This is a genomic window from Pedobacter sp. GQ55 (genome assembly GCF_059758925.1).
This window is the reverse complement of sequence record NZ_JCAXEI010000020.1, coordinates 1-24,319: the sequence shown is the minus strand read 5'-3', so window position 1 is coordinate 24,319 and position 24,319 is coordinate 1. Positions and strand designations below refer to the sequence as shown.

Genomic DNA, 24,319 nt, shown 5'->3' with positions numbered 1-24,319 from the left:
TGACACGTGTATTAAAAAGTGATACATGGATCATATTCAAAAAGAACAGTTTCTGCTCATTCTTGAAAAGTATGAACAAGGAAATGCAACTCCCGAAGAGGTTGAATTTTTGGAGGCTTATTATAGAGCGTTTTCTCTACGCTCCTCTTACACTTCAGGCCTAAATAAAATAGAGCTGAGCGATTTAAAAAACGAAATACTCAATAATATTTATAAAAATACTTCCAATAATAAAATTGCATCGGACAGCAAACCTAATAAAAAGCTGTGGCCGCGGATTGCCGCAGCTGCTTCTCTCATTGCAGTTATTGGTGCAGGTTTGTTTTATTTCAACGGCAAGGATAGCCGGTTAGATCCGGATAAAACCGTATACAAAAATGACATTGCCCCCGGCAAACAAGGCGCAACCCTTACCCTTGCCAATGGTAAAAAGATCGTTTTGTCGAGTGTTTCCGATGAGGAACTGGAGGAGCAGGCAGGCATGAACGTTTCTAAAACAGATGCTGGTGCACTTGATTATGAAAGGATTATCTATCCGCCACTTTCAGCTTTGGGGGCAACAGATGATTACCATACACTGTCAACGGCCAAAGGCGAAACGTATCGTGTAGGCCTGCCAGATGGAAGTACAGTCTGGCTGAACGCAGAATCTTCACTGAAATATCCAGCCAGTTTTGTCAATCGGGACAAGCGAAGTGTGACTTTGACTGGAGAAGGATATTTTGAGATTGCAAAGGACAAAATACATCCATTTATAGTGGAAACAGACAAACAGAAAGTAGAAGTCCTGGGTACGCATTTCAACATCAGCAGCTACACTGGTGAAAAGAATACCAAAACTACTTTACTGGAAGGTAGTGTGCGCATTACAGCGGGGGGTACTAGCAAAGTCCTCCAGCCAAACCAGCAATCCATACTGACTGGCAATACCATAAGAGTACAACCGGTCAGTGCCGAAGACGCTATCGCCTGGAAAGACGGCCTATTTGTATTTGAAGACGAGCCATTGGAACAGATCATGCGCCGTATTGAGCGCTGGTACAATGTAGAGGTCGTCTACAGTGAAGGCGTGAGTAAGACCAAGCTGTACTGGGGGAGCGTTTCCCGGTACGATAAGGTCAGTTCCGTACTGGATGTATTACAATCAACCAAAAATATATACTTTAAGATTGAAGGAAGGAGGATCTTGGTGATGAAATAGATTTACCAGACAAACGGAAAAATCAGGCTTTCTGACTAACCATCCTTCGCTTAAAGTAAAGAACCAGATCCCGGTTCTACACCTGGACCTGGTTGAAGTTCTGATCTATCACCCCTAAACGGAGTTATTTTATTAGAAAAACGCAGTTGACTGTCAATTTTCGACGAGAGTCAGGCAGCTGCAAATCAATCAAAACGGAAGTAAAATTATGAAATTTATTCATCTATTTAGATGCAATATTCCATATGTCGCATCTAATCAACTGTGGCGTATTATGAGAATTATCATCGTCATCATGACGGCGTTTTTGGTTCAGGTCAGCGCGGCTTCGGTGGCGCAGCAACTGACACTAAAAGACAACAGCATTACGCTGAAAGAGGTGTTTACCCAGATCAGGAAACAGACAGGCTATACTGTATTATGTGAGTCAGACCTGATGGATAGCAAAGGGCCGGTGGGTGTGAACTTTAACAAGGTTCCACTGGAAACGGCACTTCAGCATTTGCTTAGTAAGCAGAATCTAACCTATGAGATAAAAAACAAAGCGATCATTGTGACGGAAAAGGAGCCTTCCTTTCTGCACAAGGTGGTTGATGCATTTACTCCGCCTATTGATGTCATTGGTTTTGTCTACGATGAAAGAGGAAACCGTCTGACTGGCGCGACGATCGGTTTAAAAAAATCGAACTATACCATGAAGACGGACGAATCCGGGAGATTTGCATTTGGCAACCTTAATGATGATGATATTGTGATTGTCAGTTATGTGGGGTATAAAATAAAAGAAGTTCCTGTAAGTAAAAAGCAGATGGACATCTATTTAGAACAAGAATCTGCTGAGCTAAAAGAAGTGGTTGTGGCCTATGGTAAACAGGAACAAAGGTCGATCACGGGGGCAGTTACAGTTGTTAAGGGTGAGCAAATCCAAAACCTACCAAACAGAAGTTTTGACAAAAGTCTGCAGGGCTTGATACCGGGGCTAGTGATTACCAGCGGCAGCGGGCAGCCGGGTGGTGCACCGAGTAATTTTATTTTGAGAGGAATTGCGACTGGAGGAAGCGGATTAGACGGTAATCCCGTTCGTAATCCACTGATAGTTATAGACGGTGTACCTGTTTCGCAAACTCCAACTATGAGTCTGAATAGTATAAGACAAAATCAGACTTTGGCTCAAACCAGCAACCCACTTGCACATCTAAACCCATCAGACATTGAGTCCATTTCAGTGCTGAAAGACGCTTCTTCTGTAGCGCTTTATGGGTCAAAGGCAAGTAACGGGGTCATCTTGGTCACTACTAAAAAGGGTAAAGCTGGCAGAACAAGATATACGGCTAGGCACCAGACTGATATCGCAACCAGGGAAGATAATGGCGAGCAAATGCTAAACCAGGCACAGTATATTGATCTTTTTGTGGAAACCTACCAGACTTCTAATCCAGGTACAACCAGGGAGCAGGTAATCAATAAACTGAAAGCTGAGTTTCCACTTCGGACTGATGGCAGTTTTTATCCCCAGGCTGATTGGGTAAACGCGGTTTCCAATCAAGTAGCGGTAACCCATAGTGATGAACTTAATGTTTCCGGAGGAAATGACCAGTCAAATTTTTATTTCAACCTGGAACATACCGGTCAAAAAGGAGTGATTAAAAACAGCGGGTACCAGCGCAGTTCATTCCGGTTCAATTATGAAAACAAACCTGCCCAATGGCTGAAATTTGGTATAAATACCACTATGTCTTATAATGTGCAGGACTTTGTAAATGAAGATGTTTTCAGAAGTAGTCAGCTAATGTCCCCACTGAATCCTATCTATAGCGAAAACGGGCAAATGATCTATAATTACCGCTACGGAGCATATGGCAACACGTCTTCCTTTGTCTATTTATCTCCAAATCCTTTGGCGGAACTTGAACTCAATATCAATAGGAACAATGCATACCGGGGGTTAGGTAAAGGCTATCTGGAAGCCAAATTCCTGAAATATTTTACAATTTCTTCTGCTATAGGATTTGATTTTATGCTTAATAAGCAAAAAATGAAGTTTCATCCATATCTGGCAACAGGATCATTTAGTTTGACCACTCCTGGAAAAATAGAATCGCATGAAGTGAATACAACTGGTTTGATTGTTACCAATACATTGAATTTCACTAAAGTGATCAACGAAATCCATAGTCTGAATATTCTTGCTGGACAGGAGGTGCAATTACAAAATAATGGATCGTTATTTATCGGTATCACAAATATTGCTAGCAACCCTGGCTTGGAAGTTGTCAGCAGACAGACACCTACTAGTGGAGAAGAAAAACTTGACAGGCAACGCCAAGTTTCTTATTTCAGCCAGCTCAACTATGGATTGCTGAATAGATATTTTGTGACAGGGTCTGCAAGAACTGACGGTTCTTCCCGTTTCGGTCCCAACAATCGATATGGTACTTACTGGTCTATGGGTGGAGCATATGTCCTGAGCGAGGAAGCTTTTGTGAAATCGATGGATCCATGGTTGAACTATCTGAAACTGCGTGGAAGTTTTGGACCAGCGGGGAATTCTGCTGGTATTGAAGAATATTACCGGTTGAATCAATTGTTGCTTTATAACTTTCTGGGTGCACCAGCTGTAACACCAGGGGATGTGACATCCCTAACCGGTAATTCTAGTATCAAGTGGGAGCAAACATTCGTCTGGAATGCAGGCTTGGAATTAAGGTTCTTAAAGAATCGTGTGTTTTTTACAGCCGATGTTTACAAGCGTGAAACTAAGAATTTTATTGCAACGTTACCGCTCCCTGAGTCTGCTGGTTTCGGTTCTTATAATGCCAATATTGGAGATATCAAAAATACAGGACTGGAACTTAGTCTTTCCGCTGATTTGGCCCGTTCAAAAGATTTTACCTGGAACACCGTAATAAACTGGAGTAGGAACAGAAATATGCTGACAAAATCTTTCTACCACGAATCCAAACCCGCTGGAGGACCTGGCAGCTATCTCATTAACAAAGTGGGTGAGGAATATAATTCATTTTATCTGCCGGTTTGGGCTGGTGTGAATTCTCAAAATGGCCGTCCACAGTGGCTAGATGTCAACGGGAACATGACGGAGAACTATACCAATTTGAAGTATATCATAGCTGGAAAATCACAGCCTGATGGAATTGGTAGTTTTACCAACATGTTCAGCTATAAGAGATTTACTTTGTCAGGTATGCTCTACTTTCAATATGGATCAGAGATACTAGTATCGAATGCCGTTTCACAAAATGATGGCTTTGATCCATACATCAACCAAAGTACTGCGGCATTAAATCATTGGAGAAGTACCGGTGAGAATTCGATAAATCCACGCCGTTTATTTCAGGGCAGGATAACACTTCCAGGTCAACAAACGGTTATCGATCCTACAAATAATTTTTCAACCAGAAGACTTTTTAATGGCAATTTTGTAAGACTTAGCAATCTCAGTTTAGGTTGTGATCTGCCTGCATCTCTTTTAAGAAGACTTCATATAAGTAACGCAAAGGTGTTTGTCCAGGGTACAAACCTGGCTTTGTGGACGAAGTACTCAGGACAAGACCCAGAAAACATAGATGCTTTTGGATCAGGACAAAATCTACTTTACCCGCAGTCGAGAACTTATAGCTTAGGCATCAATATCTCACTTTAAATTAAGGACGATGAAAAAAACAATTTATAAACTCCTACTAATAATGTGTGTAACTGCATTTTTTTCCTGCAAAAAAGATTTTCTCGACATCGCCGAGACTTCTGAACTATACCGGGAAAATTATGTTAATGATCTCAATAGCATGAATGAATATCAAAATGGTATTTATCTTCAAATGAGTAACAGTAACATCGGCTATCTTGCGGCCTACCCGGAATATGTTGCGGATAATGTTAAAATTAATGACCCGGTTTTTATGGAAATATATAACTGGTCGCAAAAAGTTGAGACAGAAAGTTTTCTTACTGGCTATTGGCGCTCAAATTATCGTATCGCCAGATCGAGTTCATTTATTATAAATGATATAGAACGTTACAGGAAAGAGAATCCTACTAAGGCGGACTACATGAAAGGCCAGGCTTACGCTTTAAGAGCACTGGCACATTTTAATCTGATTGGCATATTTGCGCAACCTTACGGTTACTCTACTGATGCGTCACATCCCGGGATTCCATATATCACTACCTCAGATATTTCCCAGCAATATACCAGGCAAACGGTGAAAGAGGATTACGAGGCGATGATTACTGACCTGACAAAGGCGGTTGAACTGATGAACAGAACCTCATCTACGGATATTCGGTATATGAACCTGGAGGCAGCAAAAGCACTACTGTCCAGAATTTATTTGTTTAAGGGAGATTATGCGAATGCCTTGAGTTTGGCGAGGGAGCTCTGTGTTGCACGCCCACTGATGACCGTGGCCAAAGGTTATCCAAATGAACTTTATTACAATAAGCCTATTGCTGATACTGAAGTACTATTTCACTTAACACCTTCGGAAAAACCTGAAAGCAATTTTTTTGGTCTCTATGCAAAGGATCCTTATTTCTTATTTTATGCTACCGACGACCTGGCTACAATTTTGAAGGAAAACGGGACCGATGCACGTTCGAACTGGGTGGTTAAAAATAATGACAACTGGGAAATCAGCAAGATTCCTTCCAGTACCACGGGAAGCCCTTCATTGAGAACTGTACCGAGTGCCGACTATTATGAGCCGGTAGTACGGTCTTCAGAAATGTTTTTGACCGCCGCAGAGGCGGCAGCCAAAACAGGAGATGAATCATCCTCGAGGCAATTTCTCAACCAGGTGATCAAACGTGCAGATGCTTCTGCTGTTGAGATTACCGTAACAGGCGCGGAGCTTTTAAGCCGCATTTATAAGGAACGCAGAAAAGAGCTTTGTTTTGAGAATCTGCGTTTTTTTGATTTGCAGCGCTTAAGAATGGATGTGAACCGCACGGATGTGTACGACAATGCCCAGACACGCTTGTCTTATGGAAGTGACAAGGCTATTACCCCAATCCCAACAAGGGAGGTTGAATTAATGGGCCTGCAACAGAATAAGGGGTATTAAAAATCAAAATAATCAAAATGAAGTTAAGACATATAAGTATAGGAATTGTTCTGATGTTGCTTTCCTCATCAGTATTTACGAAGGTGAAAATCAAAACAGGGAATGATCAGATCATTAAAGTTAATGGGGATGCCCCACCGGGATACAACGCGCAGGAAATGGAGATTACGCTGTTTCCAACTTCAGTGGTATCATTAGGAAAGCATTTTTCTGATGATAAACTTATCACGAAAAATGTGGCAGTTTTAAAGCGGAAAATAAGTTTCAACACGAAGGTTTCTCAGCCAATGTATGTCTGGGGTGCATTTTTGGATAGAAGAATTTTACGTACCGATGGACACAGACCACTTGCGCTCTTTTTCCTGGAACCCGGTGATGATATTAACATTTCTTATAGGAACGGGATTCCATTTTTTTCTGGTAAAGCAGCTTCAAAGTTTGAATTGATCTATAAAATCAGTTCGGCAATGGACAGTCTCGACCGGGCAAACGGAATCTTTGGTGTGAAGTATCAGACGGAGGTGCCTGCTTCTTTGGATAATTATTTGTTTTGGACTAAAGTTCTCAACGAAAAGCTGGTTCATATAGATCGTTTGCTTAAGGTATATCGGCAAAAAATATCCGGCTATGCGTTTAATGTCATTAAAGAAGGTGCATACAATGATGTAGAGTTTTTGCGGGCAAGGAAGTTTGATTTTCTCAGTGAGAACGTTAATCCGAATGACTGGACACAGCATAAACTGGGTCTGGGTAATAAAGAACTATGTAATATTTACGATAATACGATGAACAGTGAAGCCGCCGCTTGGTTGCAGAATAGGGCCGGGGAAGTAAGAGACCCGTATTACTTATATCGCATTCTAGGTCTCAAACTTCATAGACAAGCCGGGTGGTTTTATCCCGAAAAGAAGGGACAGACATTTTTGATTGGCTCGACAAAGAACCATGACCGGGTGGCGCGTTATCACTTGGCCAAGCATATGTACTCAGGCCGTAAACGAGACCAGGTTTTGTCTTTCATGTTCCAGGTATCTGACTATTTTGAAGATGGCTTTGATTCAAAAATTGAGGGTATACTTGCTGATTTTTACCAACTGAAATTGTCTGATCCAGGGTTTCTTGCCGTGGTAAAAAGCGCAGAAGATAAATGGCGAAAGGAGTTTCTCGGTAATACTTTTATAAAGGATTTTAGCCTGAAAACCGTTGAAGATAGATCTTTTACGCAGGCAGAGCTCAAAGGAAAAGTGGTTATTTTTGATTTCTGGTTTACAGGCTGTACTGGATGCGTGCAGATGGCTCCGGCATTGGCCAAAGTAGAAGAGCATTTCATGGGGAATCAGGATGTACTTTTTGTAAGCGTGTCTATAGATCAGCAAAAACCGCAATGGCAAAACAGTATTCTCCAAGGAAAATATACTTCCAAATCAAGTTTTCATGTGTACACAGGTGGTCAGGGTGATAAACATAAACTGATAAAGGATATGGACATTACGGGGTATCCTACTTTGTTGTTCGTGACTGCTTCGGGACGGGTGATGAGGGTGCCTAAAAAGGCGGATCCTAGAGTGAACAACCAAGCTTTGATTGCGTTGATTGAAAAGGAATTGGTTTTGATGAGGGATGGACCTTATGTTTTCGAAGAAAATGGCCGCAAAACAGCCTATACGATTAATGGTGATCAGTTTGCTAAAACTACAGCAAGTACCTTAAAGATTCAAACTGACCAATACGGAAAAACCTTTGACGCCTCCTTGCAAAAAGTGCTGTCGGTACAGGCTTCAGAATCTGCAAGGCCTGAAAAACTTTTTGCGTTGTCAGACATAGAAGGTAATTTCGATAAATTCCGGATGTTATTGCAAAACAATAAGATTATAGACGGAAATTACAACTGGACATTTGGCAATGGTCACCTCGTATTTACCGGTGATATGTTTGACCGCGGTGAACAGGTTACGGAATGTCTGTGGCTGATCTACTCCCTGGAAGAAAAAGCTAAGGCTGCCGGCGGTGAAGTGCACTTTATATTGGGTAATCACGAGATCATGAATCTGCAGGGCAATTTCAAATATGTCAAGGATAAGTATAAGGAGAGCGCAAAGATCATTGGTAAGACGATCAACCAGCTTTATGCAGAAAATACTGAATTGGGTAAATGGCTTCGCACAAAAAATGTAGCCGAGAAAATTGGCGACTTGTTGTTTGCACATGGTGGCTTTTCATCAAAAATCAACCAGTCCGCAATGAGTATTGCAGATATCAACCGCTTGGCACGTCCATATTATGACAATGATCTTGGAGAGGATAAATATGCTGATTCCAACACGAATATAGTGATGAGCATGTCTTATGGTCCTTTCTGGTACCGTGGTTATTATGGCGTTCCTGACAGTCAGTTGAAACGGGTTGAAGGCATAGTGGACAGTATGCTGATCAAATATGATGCGAAGCACATCGTTACTGGTCATACCATTGTTGCTGATAAGATTACAACGCTTTATAACAACAAGGTGATCAATACGGATGTGAAACACGGGAGCAGTACGTATGACCAGTCCGAAGCGCTTTTGATCGAAGGCAAGAGCTTCTACCGCGTCACCTATAAAGGAGAAAAGTTCCTCCTGTTTAAAGAAGAATAGAAATGGCACTACAAGGAATTTCATACACGGAACACAGGCGAATGCTCGAAAAACTGAAGTCATTGCAAGATCAAGATGTGGGAGTATTTGCTGCTGCACTTAGCAACCTGTACAAATAATATCAGGAAGTGACACTAAATATGAAACTGGTAATCCTGGATTATCAGGCAGTAGGGGCTGCGGTCCACAAACGGAAATCCAAAGTAGTTAAACAAGTGACCCATCTTCCCCTCTCGACCAGTAAGGTGGATCTCTCTCAGGGAAAGGGGAATGCACCGTGCATATGTGCTGGAGTTGAAAGTTTAAGGTTCTAAATTTGAATTTAGGTAGTTAATTGCAAAGCGTGCGCAGCCGGATGGCTGCGCCGTTTGTTTTGAATCAAATGTCATTAAAATCCATTCTAGGTCTACCCTAATTATTGTTAAATTAAAGTTTAATCGCTATCTTCATAGTACCTGATCAGGACAATCAGGCTTAATTTGAGATTGTGCTACTTCTGTGCTCCTAAAATCTAGAGTAGCTATGTAAAAATTTGAAATACAAACATTTACGGAATCGAGTAAATAGACTGAAAATCCATGTGTCGACTCGCATCTTTGATATTGTGTTATGGTATTATAACTTGAGCTTTAAGTACTGATCAGCAAGTAATTTCGCCTTATCTTCATTATTTGCTTTAATATATTTCAAAAAGCTTTTTTCAGTTGTATGTCCCGTTGCTCCCATTATTAGTAACGTAGGTACTCCGGCCTTAAACATATTTGTGGCATAGCTCCTACGGCAGGTGTGCGTTCCAATCTGCGTCCAAAGTTCTAGCATTTCTATATTTACCTGGTTACCTTTGTTGTTCCTCACCTCAATAAATTCATTTAAACCTGCTAATCTTGCCACTTCTTTAGCTCCAATGAGAAATCTAAAGTAAGGTGTAGAAGGCAGTTCATTTGAATACTTCAAAATATACCGTTTGAGCCTGTCCATAACAGGAATTGTTATCCTATCCCCTGTTTTGATTTGCTTTACACGGATAAAACCTTCCTCTACCTTCTCAATTGTCAGACTGTTCAGATCACTAAATCTTAGCCCTGAATAACATCCTATTATAAATTCGTCACGAATCCGATCCAGTTCCTCATAAGGGTACACCAATGAAAGCCCGCCTTGTGTATATCGGAAAGTCTTACTGGAGTCTGAAAGGTCGCAAGCGGCAATCTTTTCAATTTGATCCAAAGTTAGTGCGATATCATCAGCCTCGTATTCCGGGCAAATAAAGTCATCAGCGTTATAGGATACCAACTGCTGGGCCTCTCCCATCACAGTTTTAATATCCTTGATGAAAGCGGAAAATGTAGATACCTCCTTTTCTTCAATCTTAAAACAGAAATCACGGAACTTATTGTAGAAAGATGCATTGATCTGATCGAAAGTGAGGGTTTTCTTTTTAGCATAAACCAGATAACGCTTTACAGCTTTAAGCGTCTTCTCATAGTTACGTATACTATTTTCACTGTAAACACCTCCTTTATTTTTACCTTTTTTAAGCAACCTTTTACCGGCCCGGGTATCCTCTATCAGTTTTTCAAAAAAAACAATGAAAGTCTCCTCCGGCCCCTTAGTAGCCCTTTTTTGCTCGACCTCTACAACGGTCTTATATAGCTTGTCGAGTTTATCAACAACAAACGCTTTAGATAGATCAGCGCTCTTATTGTCGTTAATTATCGTTACCAGGCTTAACGCTATATCCGAGAGCCGGTGATTGTAAACAACGGCAAATGGGGCTGTGTTCTTAATTGGCTTGACCCTATCTTTCTTATTGCATTCAGGCTGGTAGAACTTCTTATCGATGCTAATTCCAGGAAAATATCTGATGCGTAAACCCTGATAGGAATAGGAAATCAGAAAGGGATATTTTCCATCTGTTCCAGCGTTAGAGTCTAAGTAAAATTTCGGCTTGGTCATGAGTGAGATTGTTAGTTTTGAGGGTAAATCCTTCTGACAAATTTACTGACACTTTTCACCAAAAACAAGTAACTTCTGACAAAATCACTGACACTTTTTTCGAGTCCCAATGCGTCTAAGATTAACTTTATAAAATTGAATTATCATAGTTTAAATAGCATTAAAGGCATATTTTTATGCGTCACTATGAAACTTTACAACAGCCTATAGAACCACAAAAAAGGCTCCTCCCCGGAGCCTTTTTTGTGCAATTAAACTGGAAGTCTGTTAAGTTCTATGTCGTCAGGAGTTACAAAAATTAATGGAACTTTCTCTACATCCACGTAACTTGAATCGAGACCAAAACTTCGTTCCTCAGATAAGCTCAAACGCTTCAGAACAAAGTAATAATCCATTATTGAACGTTCATAGAAACTCAGTTTAGAAAACTTCGATAAATGTTTTTCTAACAGGACAAATCTAAAGTCGCCGGCAATCTTATGTTTATTTAAAGACGTATACTGGCTTGTAATATCAACTTCACCATTTTTCACCAGATCTTCAATCACTTTCCTGTATAAAAGATTAACTCTTTGTTCCACCCTAAATCCAAGCTTAAAATCAATACGGATCAGCTTTCCCGGAATCAGGAATTCAACCTTATAATCGCGGGTAAATGGCTCATCAACAACATCAACATGTACAAGCCAATAAACATCAGCTCGCTTGGGTTCCTTCTGGATAATTGAGTAAATAATCTTTGATTCTATTTCTGTTTTAAAATTGGCACTGGTAAGGTATACCAACTGGGAAGAATATTTTGGAACTGAGATGTCACTACTTAGTTCACTTATTATCTCAAAATAATCCTCAATTTCAACGTATTTAACAAACCGGTTTTTTATCTTCCTGGCAACATACCAGCTCCACATTACAGTAAACAAAGCAGATCCAATCAAAACCGTTACCCAGCCTCCATGGAAAAACTTAGCCATATTTCCGATCAGGAAAGTAAGTTCCAGCAAAATATAAATCACTAAAAAAGTTCCAATTACATATATCGGGACCTTTTTACGTTTCATATAAGCGGCAATCAATATCGTAGTAGAGAGAAAGGTTAGGTTTATAGCCAAACCGTAAGCCCCTTCCATTGCTCCTGAGCTTTTAAAAATCAATACAATTCCAATACATCCCGCCCAGAGGATCCAGTTTATAGAGGGAACATAAATCTGTCCCTTTTGATTACTTGGATAATTGATTCTAACTTTTGGCCAAAGATTTAACCTTACCGCTTCAGATATTAAAGTAAAAGAACCGGTGATCATAGCCTGACTAGCAATTACGGCCGCGCAAGTTGCCAGCGCAACCATAAACAACAGATATTCGGATGGTACTATTTCAAAAAAGGGATTCAAAGTGGCGTTGTAATTACCATGCTGCAGCACCCAAACACCTTGGCCAAGATAATTAAGAATCAATGTTGTTTTTACAAAAACCCAACTAACCCTAATGTTCTTTCTTCCACAATGCCCCATGTCTGAATAGAGTGCCTCGGCCCCTGTAGTACATAGAAATACCCCGCCTAATATTAATAAAGCCATAGGATTATTCACCAACAGCTCATAAGCATAATACGGGTTTAGCGCTCTTAAAATACTTAAGTCCTGCACCACAAACAGTAAACCTAATAATCCAAGTGTACTAAACCACAGAAACATCACCGGTCCAAACAGCTTCCCTACCAAATCAGTCCCGAATTGCTGTATTATAAACAATGCAGTAATGATAGCCAGAACTATAGGAATTACCGATACAGTAGGAAATTTCAATTGCAAACCTTCAACAGCAGAGGTAACTGTTATACTTGGTGTAATTATACCATCCGCCAACAGTGCGCAACCGCCAATTATTGCAGGGATAACAAGCCACTTTGCATTTTTACGAACAAGGGAGTATAAAGAAAAAATACCACCCTCACCTTTATTGTCTGCTTTCAGTGTAATCACAACATACTTAACAGTAGTCTGCAGGGTTAAAGTCCATATGATACAAGACAAGGCACCAAGAACCAGATTTACATCAATATTTTGCCCTCCGTTAACCACCGAATTAAAAATGGCTTTTAAGGTATAGAGAGGAGAAGTTCCAATATCACCGTATACGATCCCTAAACTTACAAGTAAACCTCCTGCGGTGAGCGCGCTTAAATTCTTTTGACTCGACACTTATCTTATTTTGTTTTGGTGGGTAAAATTACAGTAATTCTTATCTATATGCATAGTTTTCAGACTTTTTTTAACCCCAACATGTGGTATTTACGCCACAACTTTAGGCTCTCCGAACGTTAATACTTGTTAAATATTGTTAAATATTTTTTTATTGAACAAAATGATTGATTTTTTTGTTTTATTATTTATATTTTTGGCAATACCAAACATGAGCAAGAAACACAGAATAGCGCTTCTCTTTCATATCTCCTGCATAATTTGCATGGGTGTCTTTGGCAGCGTTAACGTTTTTGCGCAAAAGTCTGACAGTACAATAAACGCCGTCAGGGCAAAGAGAATTAACAAAACACCTCAAATCAAGGTCAACATACCAACATATAAGCCTAAATACAACTTAGGATTTATACAATATAATGATGTGATCTCTAATGCAAAAGTTGTTCCAACCACTCAAACTAAACAAGATAAAATCCTTACTGTTTTAAAAGTTTATCCTAATCCTGTTGATGATCAGGTAAATTTGATGCTAAGACTTGACCGCGAATCAAATCTTTCTGTCAAAATCATGGATTTGCTGGGCAATGAAGTAGTAACACTCTCAAATGAGCGTATTTCTTCTGGGGAACAAACCAAAAGCTATACTATTCCTAATCGGTTAAACCCTGGCATCTATTTTCTAAAAATAGTAGCAGGCTCTGAAACAGTAGTAAAACGCATTTCAGTTTTATAGTCAATATTTAATCAATCTTCTTAATTGTTTCGTCTGCTCAGAATGCATAATTTAGCAGCAGGTTAGTGTTATTCACAAAACATCGTACAAATGAAGGTAATCGCTATAGGTCGTAACTACGCCGCACACATTAAAGAACTAAACAACCCAACACCGGAAAATCCGGTTATATTTCTAAAACCTGATACCGCAGTATTAAAAGACAACAAACCTTTTTACATACCAGAATTTTCTTCAGACATACACTATGAACTCGAAGTGGTTTTAAAAATTTGCAAAGAAGGCAAGCATATTTCCGAAAAGTTTGCTCCAAACTATTATGAAGAAATGGGTCTCGGCATAGATTTTACTGCGCGCGATATCCAGACACTACATAAAGAAAAAGGTTTGCCATGGGAGTTAGCTAAAGCTTTCGACAATTCTGCTGTCATCAGCACTTTTGTTCCCAAAACCCAATTCACCAACATATATAATCTAGACTTCGAGCTAAAGATCAACAATGAGAACAGGCAAATTGGGAATACTAAAAATATGCTCTTCCCGTTTGAGAGAATAATTGCCTTTGTATCTAAATACATAACTTTAAAAAAAGGCGATCTTATTTTTACCGGGACACCCGAAGGTGTTGGCAAGGTTCTGCCAGGTGATAAATTGGAGGCCTGGCTGGCGGGTCAGCAACTACTTAATTTCGATATAAAATAGCATTAATGATTAAACTGAACTTAACACTAATACTTATTGTTCTTTCTGTAGTATACTCAAAAGGGCAACAAGTGTTCAGCGGCAGCAAATACCCACTTGTAGATTTCAGGGCTCCACTAGACATCACACCACCAGCTCTGGCCGGTTCATTTGGAGAATTAAGGGCTAACCACTTTCATTCTGGCATGGATTACCGAACCAATCAACGAGAGGGCTATCCGGTGTACGCCATTGCGGATGGCTATATCTCCAGGCTTCGGGTACAGAACAGCGGCTTCGGTCTTGCCCTCTACATTAATCATCCAAATGGTTACACCTCTGTTTATGGTCACCTTCAGCGCTTTAGCCCTAAAATAGCACAACAAGTAAAAACCATTCAATATCAAAAGAAAAGTTATGAAGTCGATTCGTTTCCTAACTCACTGCTTATACCAGTGCACAAGGGAGATGTTATTGCTTATTCTGGCAATACCGGGAGCTCTGGAGGCCCTCACCTTCACTTTGAGATCAGAGATACTAAAACAGAAGCTACAATTAATCCGCAGCTATTTGGACTAGAAATATCAGACAATGTCCCCCCCGTGCTTTATTCCATGTATGTTTATCGTTTAAATAAGAAACCATTTAACGAATTTACACCTAAACAATACTTTCAGATTAGTGGGGGCCCTGGCAATTACCACCTTAATAAAGTAAACACAATCAATTTAAGTGGCGAGGTGGGCTTTGGTATTGTTGCTACCGACAAACACAATGGTGCTTCAGGAACAAATGGCGTTTATTCTATTCAGCTCGAGATAGACGGTAAACCAGTTTACACCTCGGCCCTTGAAAAATTCCAGTTTGAGAATAGCAGGGGTATCAATTCGCATATAGATTACCCATCATTTATTAATACTAAAAGAAATATTCAGAAAAGTTTTGTTGATCCGGGCAATCCTTTAAACATCTACAGCAACCTGGTAAACAGTGGCCGAATAGAATTTACTGACGGCAAGCTGCATCAGGTAAAGTATATTATATCGGATGCTACAGGCAATAAAAGTATTCTGTCGTTCAATGTGCAGGCTGATGAAAAAGCTATAATAAACACCCCAGAGCCCGTGGCAGGCACTCATTACTCATATGCTACAATCAATGAGTTTAACAATCCAGATGTAAAGGTAATCCTTCCAAAAGGCACACTCTATAATGATCTTAACTTCATATACAAGATCTTACCAAAACCGGCAACAAACGCATTCTCTAATATACATCAGATCCATAACTCTTTAACTCCATTGCATTTGGGATTTGAAATATGGATTAAAGCAGACAGTTCAATTAATAAGTACAAAGAAAAGGCCCTTATCGTTAGTACTTCAAAATCGTCACAAGGTGGATATTATGAAAATGGATATGTAAAAGCCAAACCACGCACTTTTGGAAGTTTCTTTATAGCCATAGACACGATACCACCAAACATAATCCCCATCAATGTATCGGATGGAAAAAGCATGATTGGAATAAGTAAAATGTCGTTCAAAATCAGAGATAACCTATCCGGGATTAAGAGCTTTAACGGTTATATTGACGGAAGATGGATATTAATGGCGTTTGACACAAAAACAGCCTCTCTATGGCATACATTTGATGACAGTACCCCTCCTGGCAAACATACATTGGAGGTTATTGTTTCAGACATGAAGGACAACATCAAAAATTATTCAATTTCTTTTTATAAATAGCATTATGAGTGAGTTAAAAGAAGGCCAAAAGGCCCCCGATTTTACAGCCAAAGATCAGGATGGCAACAATGTATCCTTATCACAATTTATCGGAAAAAAAGTCGTACTGTACTTCTATCCTAAAGATGACACTCCAGGCTGCACGGCAGAAGCATGTGATTTCAGAGACAACTATCAGGGACTAACAGCAAAAGGAATTATAGTATTGGGTGTAAGTGTTGATGACGAAAAATCACATCAGAAATTTGTCGCCAAACACAGCTTGCCATTTACACTCCTCGCAGATACTGATCAAAAAATCGTTGAAGCTTACGGTGTCTGGGGCGAAAAAAATATGTACGGAAAGAAATATATGGGAACACATAGAACTACTTTCCTTATTGATGAAACCGGCATCATTTCACACATCATAAAAAAGGTAGATACTAAGAATTCAACCGCACAGGTTTTAGCGTTACTTTAGTACAGACTTTTCATCTTTTTGCTTACTTCCAACAAGATGCTGAATCTTTACATTTAGCTCATCAGGACTAAAAGGTTTAGAAACATAGTCATTCATTCCAATTGCCAGGCATTTCTCAAGCTCTCCCTGTATGGTATGGGCTGTCATAGCCACAATTGGAATGCCTGCCTTTTCAGCACCCATGCGGCGTATGTATTTAGTGGCTTCATATCCATCCACTTCAGGCATTTGCAGATCCATTAAAATAATATCAAAATCCTCGTTCTTATATTTTTCAATGGCTATTTTTCCATTTTGTGCAATTGTGGTTTCATATCCTCTCTTTTGCAATACCTTGATAACCAAAAGCTGATTAATTGGATTATCTTCAACAATCAGCACTTTGATTCCCCTTCCAGGTTCATCTCCAGTGTCAGATCCGACAGCAACATGGTTATCCTTCTCAAGATCACTTATTTTCACAAAAGGCATTCTGAAATAAAACACCGACCCTTTGCCTGGTGTACTTTCCAAAAATATTTTTCCATGCTGTAGTTCAACCAGACGTTTAACCATACTTAACCCTAAACCCACACCTCCAAATTTACGTGAAGCACCACTTGTGCCCTGCTCAAACAACTCAAATATTTTCTGTTGCTTTTCTATTGGAATTCCAATCCCCGTATCTTTTATTCTGAACTCAATAACCACACTCTCCTTGGTTTCTTCTATAAGATCTGCAGAAATAACCACCTCACCTTTTTCTGTAAACTTTATAGCATTGGATACCAGGTTCACAAAAATTTGAGAGAGCCTTATAGAATCTCCAATAAAAATATTAGGCACTCTTGCGCCTATAGAATAGCTTAAACTAATTTTCTTAAACTTAGCATTAGATTCCACATAAAGACAGGCATCTTTAATTACATCCCTAACTTTTAGCGGTTGTTTAATAAAATCAACATCCTCATTTCCAAGTCCGGAAAAATCCAGAATATCATTTAATATCCTCATCAAATGGTCAGCAGATTTTATAATCATCTCAATTGCTTCAAGATGTTCTTTATCAACCAGGGAATCCCTAATATAGCTCGCAAACCCCTGAATACCATTCATAGGAGTCCTTATTTCATGGCTCATGTTTACAAGGAAAACATGCTTGGCTTTCTCAGAAGATTGAGCTCTCTGTCGCTCAGTTACAAGTTTGGCTTCTGTAACCTTTGAATCGGCTACTTTATGTTCCAGGGTCTCGGTCATTTCATTAAATGCAGTAGCTACCCTTCCAATTTCATCATTTGCAAAAACCCTTACACGGGTTTCCAGTTGCCCTTTCTTAACTAGTTCGGCACCCTCTACGATAACATCCAGACCTTTCTTAATACTTTTGTTGATAGATATGGCAATTACAATACTGGTTGTACCAATTGTTATCGACAGCGCCAATACCAATTTAAGCACCATACTTTCTAACCACCTTGCACCTTCCCCAAGTGTATAAGAAAACCCATCTTCTAAAATAGTAAGCTCGGTATTAAGCCTTTCAATTTCATTCAGCAAAACCTTTATCTTTTCCTTATCTATCTTTGGAGCTGTAATTAGTGCATGAAGTTCCTCACCAATTCCAAGGAGTTCATCCAAAACCGGCTCAGCTTTTTGCCATGCAACAAAAGCTTTATTCAAGTAATACACCTTACTAAATCTCTTGGTGAGGCCAATCATATTATCAATATCATCCGGATGATTTCTGCCTTGCAAAAAACCCGCTCTTACTGCATCCAGATCAGGATTTACCTTTTCCATTTCTATTCTGGCAATTTTATCACCAAAAGGAACCTTCAGGAATTCTTTAAAAGCGTGATAATTGTTTTCATCATAAGTGTAGCCATACTCCCTGAGGTTCAGGATAGCATTCTTCTGCGATTTAGACCATAGTCCTTCCCCACCCACGTAAGATCTAACTGCCGACAGTGTCGTAATTGAGAACCATAAAGTGCACAACTCTACCATGACCAAAAAAGTGATTATACCAATGGTAAAATATAATTTTCTGGATATAGATATATCGTTGAGCTTCTTTCGTAACAAGGAAATAAGCATAGTTAGAATTTTAATCAAATGTAAAGCCCTATTTTTTTTTACATTTTTTTAAAAATAATCCTTTTAACCCGAACAAGGCATCGATTTACTCCATTCATTTTGTTCAAAAAACAAGCAAAATACCATTAAATCAGGCAGGACGGCAGCATTAGCCAGCTTGCAATCACAGTGCTCACACAAAAAAGGGGTGACTCAATTCGAATCATCCCTTGATAACAATATTCTGACCAGGAATTAACCTCTTGATTTAATTTTATGCCCGGACACTGCAAAATAAACAATATATGAATAAGCTGGGATCATTGCATATAAAAATGCATGTTGAAAATCTATGTGTAATTCATCTTTCATATAGCCATACACCAAAGGCCAAACCGCCCCTCCTGCAATACCCATGATCATAATGGCCGAGCCGGTTTTTGTAAACTTACCCAGGCCTTTAATACCTAGTGGAAAAATAGCTGGCCACAATAATGAATTGGCCAATCCTAACAATGCAACAAACCAAAAGGAAATTACTCCAGTGGTAAACACTGAAAGAAGAGTAAATAAAATACCTACGCTGGTACAAACCCTAAGCGCAGCTTGTTGGCTTATAAATCTTGGAATGGTAATGATACCAATTAAATAGCCTACCAGCATAAATCCTAAAGTAAATGCAGTGGCATTATCTCTGAATACCTGAGGCACTGTACCCAGTTCCCTGGCATAAGTTCCAATGATATCACCTGCCATTACTTCTACGGCTACACAAAAGAAAATCGCTAGTGCTCCCAAAAATAAATGCGGGAAACTAAATATTGTTTTTTTTGAGGGATTCAATGTCTTTTCTGAAACTTCTTCCTCCTCCATGTTCACTTCAGGGAGGCTCACAAACTTAAGCCCTATGGCAAACAATGCCAGCATAATTGCCAATGCTATATATGGTGCATGAAGCTGATCTAATAACTCATTTAAAATGGTTTGTTTTTCTACTTCGGATGCCGCTTGTGCCAATCTTGCTTCGGCTGCATTTGCACCTTTCAAAAGCAGACTCCCGAGCACAATCGGCGCGATCATCCCTGCTGCTTTATTACAGAAACCAGCTATTGCTATACGCTGCGCAGCACTCTCAATTGGCCCGATGATACTTAGATAAGGATTCACCGCAGTTTGTAACAAAGCCATTCCAGAACCCTGTACGAAAATTGCCGTTAAAAACAAAACGTAACTACTTTTTTCCGCTGCTGGAATAAACAATAAAGATCCTACTCCCAAAACCACCACACTAAGCACTAAACCATTGTGAAAGCCGATTTTTTTAAGTATCCACGAACTGGGAATTGCTAGGAAAAAATAAGCAATATAAGAGGCAAAAGTTACAAGAAATGCTTGTAAGTCGCTATCCAGATCAAATGCTTTTTTTGCGAACGGAATTAGAGAGCCATTAGCCCAGGTTATAAAGCCTAAGATGAAATAAAATGCACAGCATATCACCATTGTAAATACTGGTGTTCTTTTTTGTTGTTGAATTTGATTCATTTTTTGATTAGTCATGGTTAAAAATCAGGTTTGTTTAGGTTTAATTATTGCTTTTGTTGTTTTATCAAAAATAAATCAGTTTTACTTTCTAAAAATAGAAAATTATACCACAAGTTGCTTACCTGAGGCATTCATTAAACCAAAGTATGCTATTTACACTTAATATTTACGCATTTTGTTTGCGCAAACGTTTGTGTATCCTATCAATTACTATGTTATTGGAAAACAGCAACGCTATTTCGGCAGCAAACTGCCAGAGTAGTAAAAAAACTTGTCAATACCGAAGTTGAACCCTAATCCTTTTGCCTTCAATCTTAAATTTAGCGGGGCCGGTTCTTTCGAGCTTATTGAGTAACGAATAGATGTTACTAAATCTCGAAGCGGAACCGGTATATAAGGTTTTACCAATATTACGATCGGCATATATTACATCTACCCCATACCAGCTTTCAATCTTTTTCATGAGGGACTCAAGAGTTTCATTATTGAAGGTAAAGAAGCTTTGCTTCCAGGTTAACGCTTCTTTTATATCTATATCATAATTATGGGCATTCTTATCAATAAGCACTGAATGCGGGCTTGGTTTTAGAATCAAGGATCGATCGGTGCTTCTTAAAATTTTAGATTGGGGCAATAAGTTTGCTCGAGAATCCTTATTTTCAATTGCGCCTGTATTATTAAGGTAAATAAAAAAGCCTGTCGAAAGTGCCAATAGAATAATGGCGGTGGCTCCATATTTTAAGAATTCATAATCCCATTTCTTTCCCAACTCAGGGTTTGGAGAAATATATACTTCATCTTCAGTAGGTATACGATCGCCATATTTTTCCATAAAGTTTGCAAATGCCGCAGGTGCACTTGTAAAACTTCTCATCTCCATTAGCTCAGCTTGTCTATAAGACGGATCCGTCAGCTGATCAAACAAAATCTTGTTTGTCTTGCTTTCAGATATCCATATCTCCAAATCACGCTCGTCAATTCCGTTCAGCTCCCCTCTAATCTGCTTACCTATGAGGGACACTATTCTTTTGATTTGTTCTTCTGATTGCATCCTTTTTCGATTGATGCTATTATTACGATGCGAAACCTCAATCGTACCAATCAAATCGTTTTTTACCTATAACCCATTGCCTGCAGATCAAACAATTCAGCATACCTCCCTTTCTTGAGGATCAATTCTTCATGACTGCCTATTTCTATCAATTGACCCTTCTCTAGTACAAGTATTCTATCGGCCATGCGCACAGTAGAAAATCGGTGAGAGATTAGTACAGCAGATTTCCCTTTTGTTAATTCCGCAAAACGTTGAAAAACTTCATATTCAGCCCGTGCATCAAGGGCCGCTGTTGGCTCATCAAGAATTAAGAGTTGTGCATCCTTCATATACGCTCTGGCCAGAGCTACTTTTTGCCATTCTCCACCAGACAACTCCACTCCTTGAGAAAAGCGTTTGCCAAGCATCTGATCGTAATGAAAAGGCAGCTTTTCTGCCAGCACATCTGCTAAGCTTTGTTTTGCTGAATTTTCTATCAGAGCTCTGTTATCCTGTTCTTGTATATTTCCAACAGCAATATTTTGCGCAAATGTCATTTGGTAACGGAGGTAATCCTGAAATATAATACCAACGTTCATCCGCAATTCATCCAGGTCATATTCTTTTAAATTCACCCCATCTAGCAATATCCTACCCTCTATTGGGTCATAAAGTCTTGCCAGTAATTTAACCAATGTTGTTTTGCCAGAGCCGTTCTCTCCTACCAATGCAAGCTTCTCATCAGGATGAAGTGTAAAACTTAAATGGCGGTTAGCCCAACGTTCTGAATGTGCATATTGAAACCCAACATCTTCAAACTTAAACCCTTCTCTAATGGGATTTGGGAAAGGCTTAGCCTTTGGTAAATTCCGTATTTTAGCCTCGATTTCAAAAAACTCAAAGAAATCACTAAGATAAATAGCACCTTGAGAAACTGCTGTGAAACGTAACAACACGCCTTCAATTAACGAACGCATCTGCCTGAACGAGCCTGCCAGAAATGTAAGTTCACCGATAGTAATGCCTCCGCTTATGGTTCTATATATGATATAAACATAAGCAAGGTAATACCCCGCACTTCCTAAAAAGGCAAAAAAGGTGCCCCATACAGAGCGTTGTAAAGACAAATGTTTATTCTCTGTATAAAATCTTTCTGAAAGCGTTCTGAAACGACTGATGATAAAGCCAGAAAGATTAAATACCTTAACTTCTTTTGCCGTTTCATCACTAGCGCCCAGATAACGAACATAATCAAGTTCTCTTCGTTCCGGTGTCCTCTTTCTTGAAAGTGCATAACTCTGATCATTAAAATACGATTCACCCAAAAAAGCAGGAAGAATAGTAACCAATAATACAACTATAAGCCATGGATTAAAGGCAACCAATCCTACCGCAAGGAATCCCATGGTAATCAGGTCCTGGATCTGACTCATTACTTGCGATAATAGTACTGTACGGCCAACCGTTTGCTGCCTTGCCCGCTCAAGTTTATCATAAAAAACGGAATCTTCAAACTGGTCCAGATCTAAGGTTGCAGCATGCTTCATAATCCTTACGGATGTATAGTTGGAAAACAAATCACCCAATAAACCATCCATCAAATTAATAGCACGGCTCAGAATATCAGTTAGTATGGCCAATCCAAACTCAAGCGCCACCAGTTTCCACAGATATTCCTGGGATTGGCCAGTTCCGTCATTACTTAAGTGCACTACTTCATCAATGATATGCTTACCTACCCAAAGGATAGCAAGGGGCATAATTGATCTGGCAATTCGCAGGGCAAAATTACCTATCGTCATCCACCTGCTGGTTTGCCATACCAGTTTAAAAAACTCGGGTAAATTCCTAAACGCGGCTATCCGCTCTTTAAAGGTTAAAGATTTTACGTTTAAATCTGCAGTCGATTTTTTAGGGTCCAAATGGCATTAAATTTTCACTAAATTAGAAAAAGGACATCAATTAAGGCTTTTTATAACAAGAAATCCTCCTGTAAATGCACCCAAGAGATGGATTGGCACTTTGGAATATTATACAAGCCTGCCTCTAAGAATGGAGACACCCCTGGTTTTCTGATTTTTAACCGTTTGAACAGAAAGTCCTAGCTTCTCTGCAATCTCTTCGTTACGCAGCCCTTCAATATAACTCATAGAAACAATTCTACTGCATTGTTCTGGCAGGCCATTAATTTCGAGGTAAATATCCCTCAGAACCTCGGCACGGATCATCTCATAAATAAAATCTGGTTCCTGATCTCCAATCCGCATCGCAAAATTCAATTGCCTTTCTTTGGCATGATTGTTCTTGCTTAGATGATCCATACAGGTGCGCTTGGTAACCATATACAAATACGACCTTAAATGTTCCGAACAACTAATATGATGATTGCATTTCCAAAGCTTCTCAAAAACCTCTTCAACGATATCCTCAGCTTCCTGCACATCAAACACATACTTGTTCGCAAAATAACATAGAGAAGAAAAATATTGCTTAAACACCTGGCCAAAAGCCCGCTCATCGCCCTCACCGAGTTTAACGAAAAGATCTGATTCATTCCAATATTTTAATTGGTTGGCATGCATCTATTTTCTTTGTTTGGTATACGACTAACATAAATATAAATAAATATTTTCTAAATGTTAAAAAATTATTTTTCAATTGCCGGTATAATTTAATACTACACTCTTTCAGCTTAAATTAACAAAAAACAATTTAGTAGTACCTAAAACAGGTATTTTCCGACCTGTGTTTTTTTACCCATGTCTTTTAATATTCCTTTTTATTATTAACTGAGTATTTTTTAAAATATAAGCCCTATTATTGGGATATTTATTTTAACTGTGCGCATGAATGCTTGCGCAGTTTTAGTTAAGTTTGTCATATTAATCAACAACCCCAATTAATGAAACATACAATCAAAGAATTAGAAGATATTGCTTCTCAGGTAAGAAGGGATATTGTTAGAATGGTACACGGCTGCCAATCT

At 39.2% G+C, this 24,319-nt stretch carries 15 protein-coding genes; 8 read left to right on the top strand and 7 right to left on the bottom strand.

Annotated features, from left to right (window positions below; translation table 11 throughout):
* The first annotated feature begins 25 nt into the window (after positions 1-25).
* The 4 genes from AC6CH7_RS26145 (at position 26) to AC6CH7_RS26130 (ending at position 8,918) form a co-directional block, all read left to right on the top strand.
* Positions 26-1,201 (top strand): FecR family protein, encoded by a 1,176-nt coding sequence (locus AC6CH7_RS26145; protein ID WP_498265503.1) that lies wholly within the window; start codon positions 26-28, stop codon positions 1,199-1,201.
* Between the two features lie 274 nt (positions 1,202-1,475).
* Positions 1,476-4,862, top strand: a complete 3,387-nt coding sequence (locus AC6CH7_RS26140) for a SusC/RagA family TonB-linked outer membrane protein (protein ID WP_498265502.1) — start codon at positions 1,476-1,478, stop codon at positions 4,860-4,862.
* Between the two features lie 10 nt (positions 4,863-4,872).
* Positions 4,873-6,282 (top strand): RagB/SusD family nutrient uptake outer membrane protein, encoded by a 1,410-nt coding sequence (locus AC6CH7_RS26135; RefSeq protein WP_498265501.1) that lies wholly within the window; start codon positions 4,873-4,875, stop codon positions 6,280-6,282.
* 17 nt (positions 6,283-6,299) lie between these two features.
* Positions 6,300-8,918 (top strand): metallophosphoesterase, encoded by a 2,619-nt coding sequence (locus AC6CH7_RS26130; protein WP_498265500.1) that lies wholly within the window; start codon positions 6,300-6,302, stop codon positions 8,916-8,918.
* A gap of 615 nt (positions 8,919-9,533) precedes the next feature.
* Here AC6CH7_RS26130 and AC6CH7_RS26125 read toward each other — a convergent pair.
* Both AC6CH7_RS26125 and AC6CH7_RS26120 read right to left on the bottom strand, forming a co-directional pair.
* On the bottom strand, positions 9,534-10,874 hold the full coding sequence (locus AC6CH7_RS26125; RefSeq protein WP_498265499.1) for a tyrosine-type recombinase/integrase: 1,341 nt from the start codon (positions 10,872-10,874) through the stop codon (positions 9,534-9,536).
* Between the two features lie 251 nt (positions 10,875-11,125).
* Complete coding sequence (locus AC6CH7_RS26120) at positions 11,126-13,078, bottom strand: KUP/HAK/KT family potassium transporter (RefSeq protein ID WP_498265498.1); 1,953 nt, start codon at positions 13,076-13,078, stop codon at positions 11,126-11,128.
* 163 nt (positions 13,079-13,241) lie between these two features.
* Between AC6CH7_RS26120 and AC6CH7_RS26115 the strand changes: the two genes are divergently transcribed.
* The 4 genes from AC6CH7_RS26115 (at position 13,242) to bcp (ending at position 16,703) form a co-directional block, all read left to right on the top strand.
* Positions 13,242-13,811: a T9SS type A sorting domain-containing protein gene (locus AC6CH7_RS26115; protein WP_498265526.1), complete on the top strand. Its 570-nt coding sequence runs from the start codon at positions 13,242-13,244 to the stop codon at positions 13,809-13,811.
* Between the two features lie 90 nt (positions 13,812-13,901).
* Complete coding sequence (locus AC6CH7_RS26110) at positions 13,902-14,513, top strand: fumarylacetoacetate hydrolase family protein (RefSeq protein ID WP_498265497.1); 612 nt, start codon at positions 13,902-13,904, stop codon at positions 14,511-14,513.
* 5 nt (positions 14,514-14,518) lie between these two features.
* Positions 14,519-16,240: a M23 family metallopeptidase gene (locus AC6CH7_RS26105; protein WP_498265496.1), complete on the top strand. Its 1,722-nt coding sequence runs from the start codon at positions 14,519-14,521 to the stop codon at positions 16,238-16,240.
* Between the two features lie 4 nt (positions 16,241-16,244).
* On the top strand, positions 16,245-16,703 hold the full coding sequence (bcp, locus tag AC6CH7_RS26100; RefSeq protein ID WP_498265495.1) for a thioredoxin-dependent thiol peroxidase: 459 nt from the start codon (positions 16,245-16,247) through the stop codon (positions 16,701-16,703).
* Here the strand turns inward: bcp and AC6CH7_RS26095 are convergent.
* The 5 genes from AC6CH7_RS26095 to AC6CH7_RS26075 form a co-directional block, all read right to left on the bottom strand.
* Positions 16,695-18,779 (bottom strand): response regulator, encoded by a 2,085-nt coding sequence (locus AC6CH7_RS26095; RefSeq protein WP_498265494.1) that lies wholly within the window; start codon positions 18,777-18,779, stop codon positions 16,695-16,697. The two genes, bcp and AC6CH7_RS26095, sit on opposite strands and share 9 nt — an antisense overlap.
* Positions 18,780-19,013: 234 nt before the next feature.
* On the bottom strand, positions 19,014-20,300 hold the full coding sequence (locus AC6CH7_RS26090) for a sugar MFS transporter (RefSeq protein WP_498265493.1): 1,287 nt from the start codon (positions 20,298-20,300) through the stop codon (positions 19,014-19,016).
* Positions 20,301-20,574: 274 nt separating this feature from the next.
* Positions 20,575-21,351: a DUF4974 domain-containing protein gene (locus AC6CH7_RS26085; protein ID WP_498265492.1), complete on the bottom strand. Its 777-nt coding sequence runs from the start codon at positions 21,349-21,351 to the stop codon at positions 20,575-20,577.
* 62 nt (positions 21,352-21,413) lie between these two features.
* Positions 21,414-23,255 carry an ABC transporter ATP-binding protein gene (locus AC6CH7_RS26080; RefSeq protein ID WP_498265491.1) on the bottom strand — a complete coding sequence of 614 codons (1,842 nt, stop codon included), beginning with the start codon at positions 23,253-23,255 and terminating at the stop codon, positions 21,414-21,416.
* A gap of 108 nt (positions 23,256-23,363) precedes the next feature.
* On the bottom strand, positions 23,364-23,915 hold the full coding sequence (locus tag AC6CH7_RS26075; RefSeq protein WP_498265490.1) for an RNA polymerase sigma factor: 552 nt from the start codon (positions 23,913-23,915) through the stop codon (positions 23,364-23,366).
* Between the last annotated feature and the right edge of the window lie 404 nt (positions 23,916-24,319).

Coding starts and splice junctions, on each gene's coding strand:
- AC6CH7_RS26145 (WP_498265503.1), top strand. CDS start 26: ATGGATCATATTCAAAAAGAACAGTTTCTGCTCATTCTTGAAAAGTAT.
- AC6CH7_RS26075 (WP_498265490.1), bottom strand. CDS start 23,915: ATGCATGCCAACCAATTAAAATATTGGAATGAATCAGATCTTTTCGTT.
- bcp (WP_498265495.1), top strand. CDS start 16,245: ATGAGTGAGTTAAAAGAAGGCCAAAAGGCCCCCGATTTTACAGCCAAA.
- AC6CH7_RS26125 (WP_498265499.1), bottom strand. CDS start 10,874: ATGACCAAGCCGAAATTTTACTTAGACTCTAACGCTGGAACAGATGGA.
- AC6CH7_RS26090 (WP_498265493.1), bottom strand. CDS start 20,300: ATGAATCAAATTCAACAACAAAAAAGAACACCAGTATTTACAATGGTG.
- AC6CH7_RS26135 (WP_498265501.1), top strand. CDS start 4,873: ATGAAAAAAACAATTTATAAACTCCTACTAATAATGTGTGTAACTGCA.
- AC6CH7_RS26130 (WP_498265500.1), top strand. CDS start 6,300: ATGAAGTTAAGACATATAAGTATAGGAATTGTTCTGATGTTGCTTTCC.
- AC6CH7_RS26095 (WP_498265494.1), bottom strand. CDS start 18,779: ATGCTTATTTCCTTGTTACGAAAGAAGCTCAACGATATATCTATATCC.
- AC6CH7_RS26140 (WP_498265502.1), top strand. CDS start 1,476: ATGAGAATTATCATCGTCATCATGACGGCGTTTTTGGTTCAGGTCAGC.
- AC6CH7_RS26105 (WP_498265496.1), top strand. CDS start 14,519: ATGATTAAACTGAACTTAACACTAATACTTATTGTTCTTTCTGTAGTA.
- AC6CH7_RS26085 (WP_498265492.1), bottom strand. CDS start 21,351: ATGCAATCAGAAGAACAAATCAAAAGAATAGTGTCCCTCATAGGTAAG.
- AC6CH7_RS26110 (WP_498265497.1), top strand. CDS start 13,902: ATGAAGGTAATCGCTATAGGTCGTAACTACGCCGCACACATTAAAGAA.
- AC6CH7_RS26115 (WP_498265526.1), top strand. CDS start 13,242: ATGATTGATTTTTTTGTTTTATTATTTATATTTTTGGCAATACCAAAC.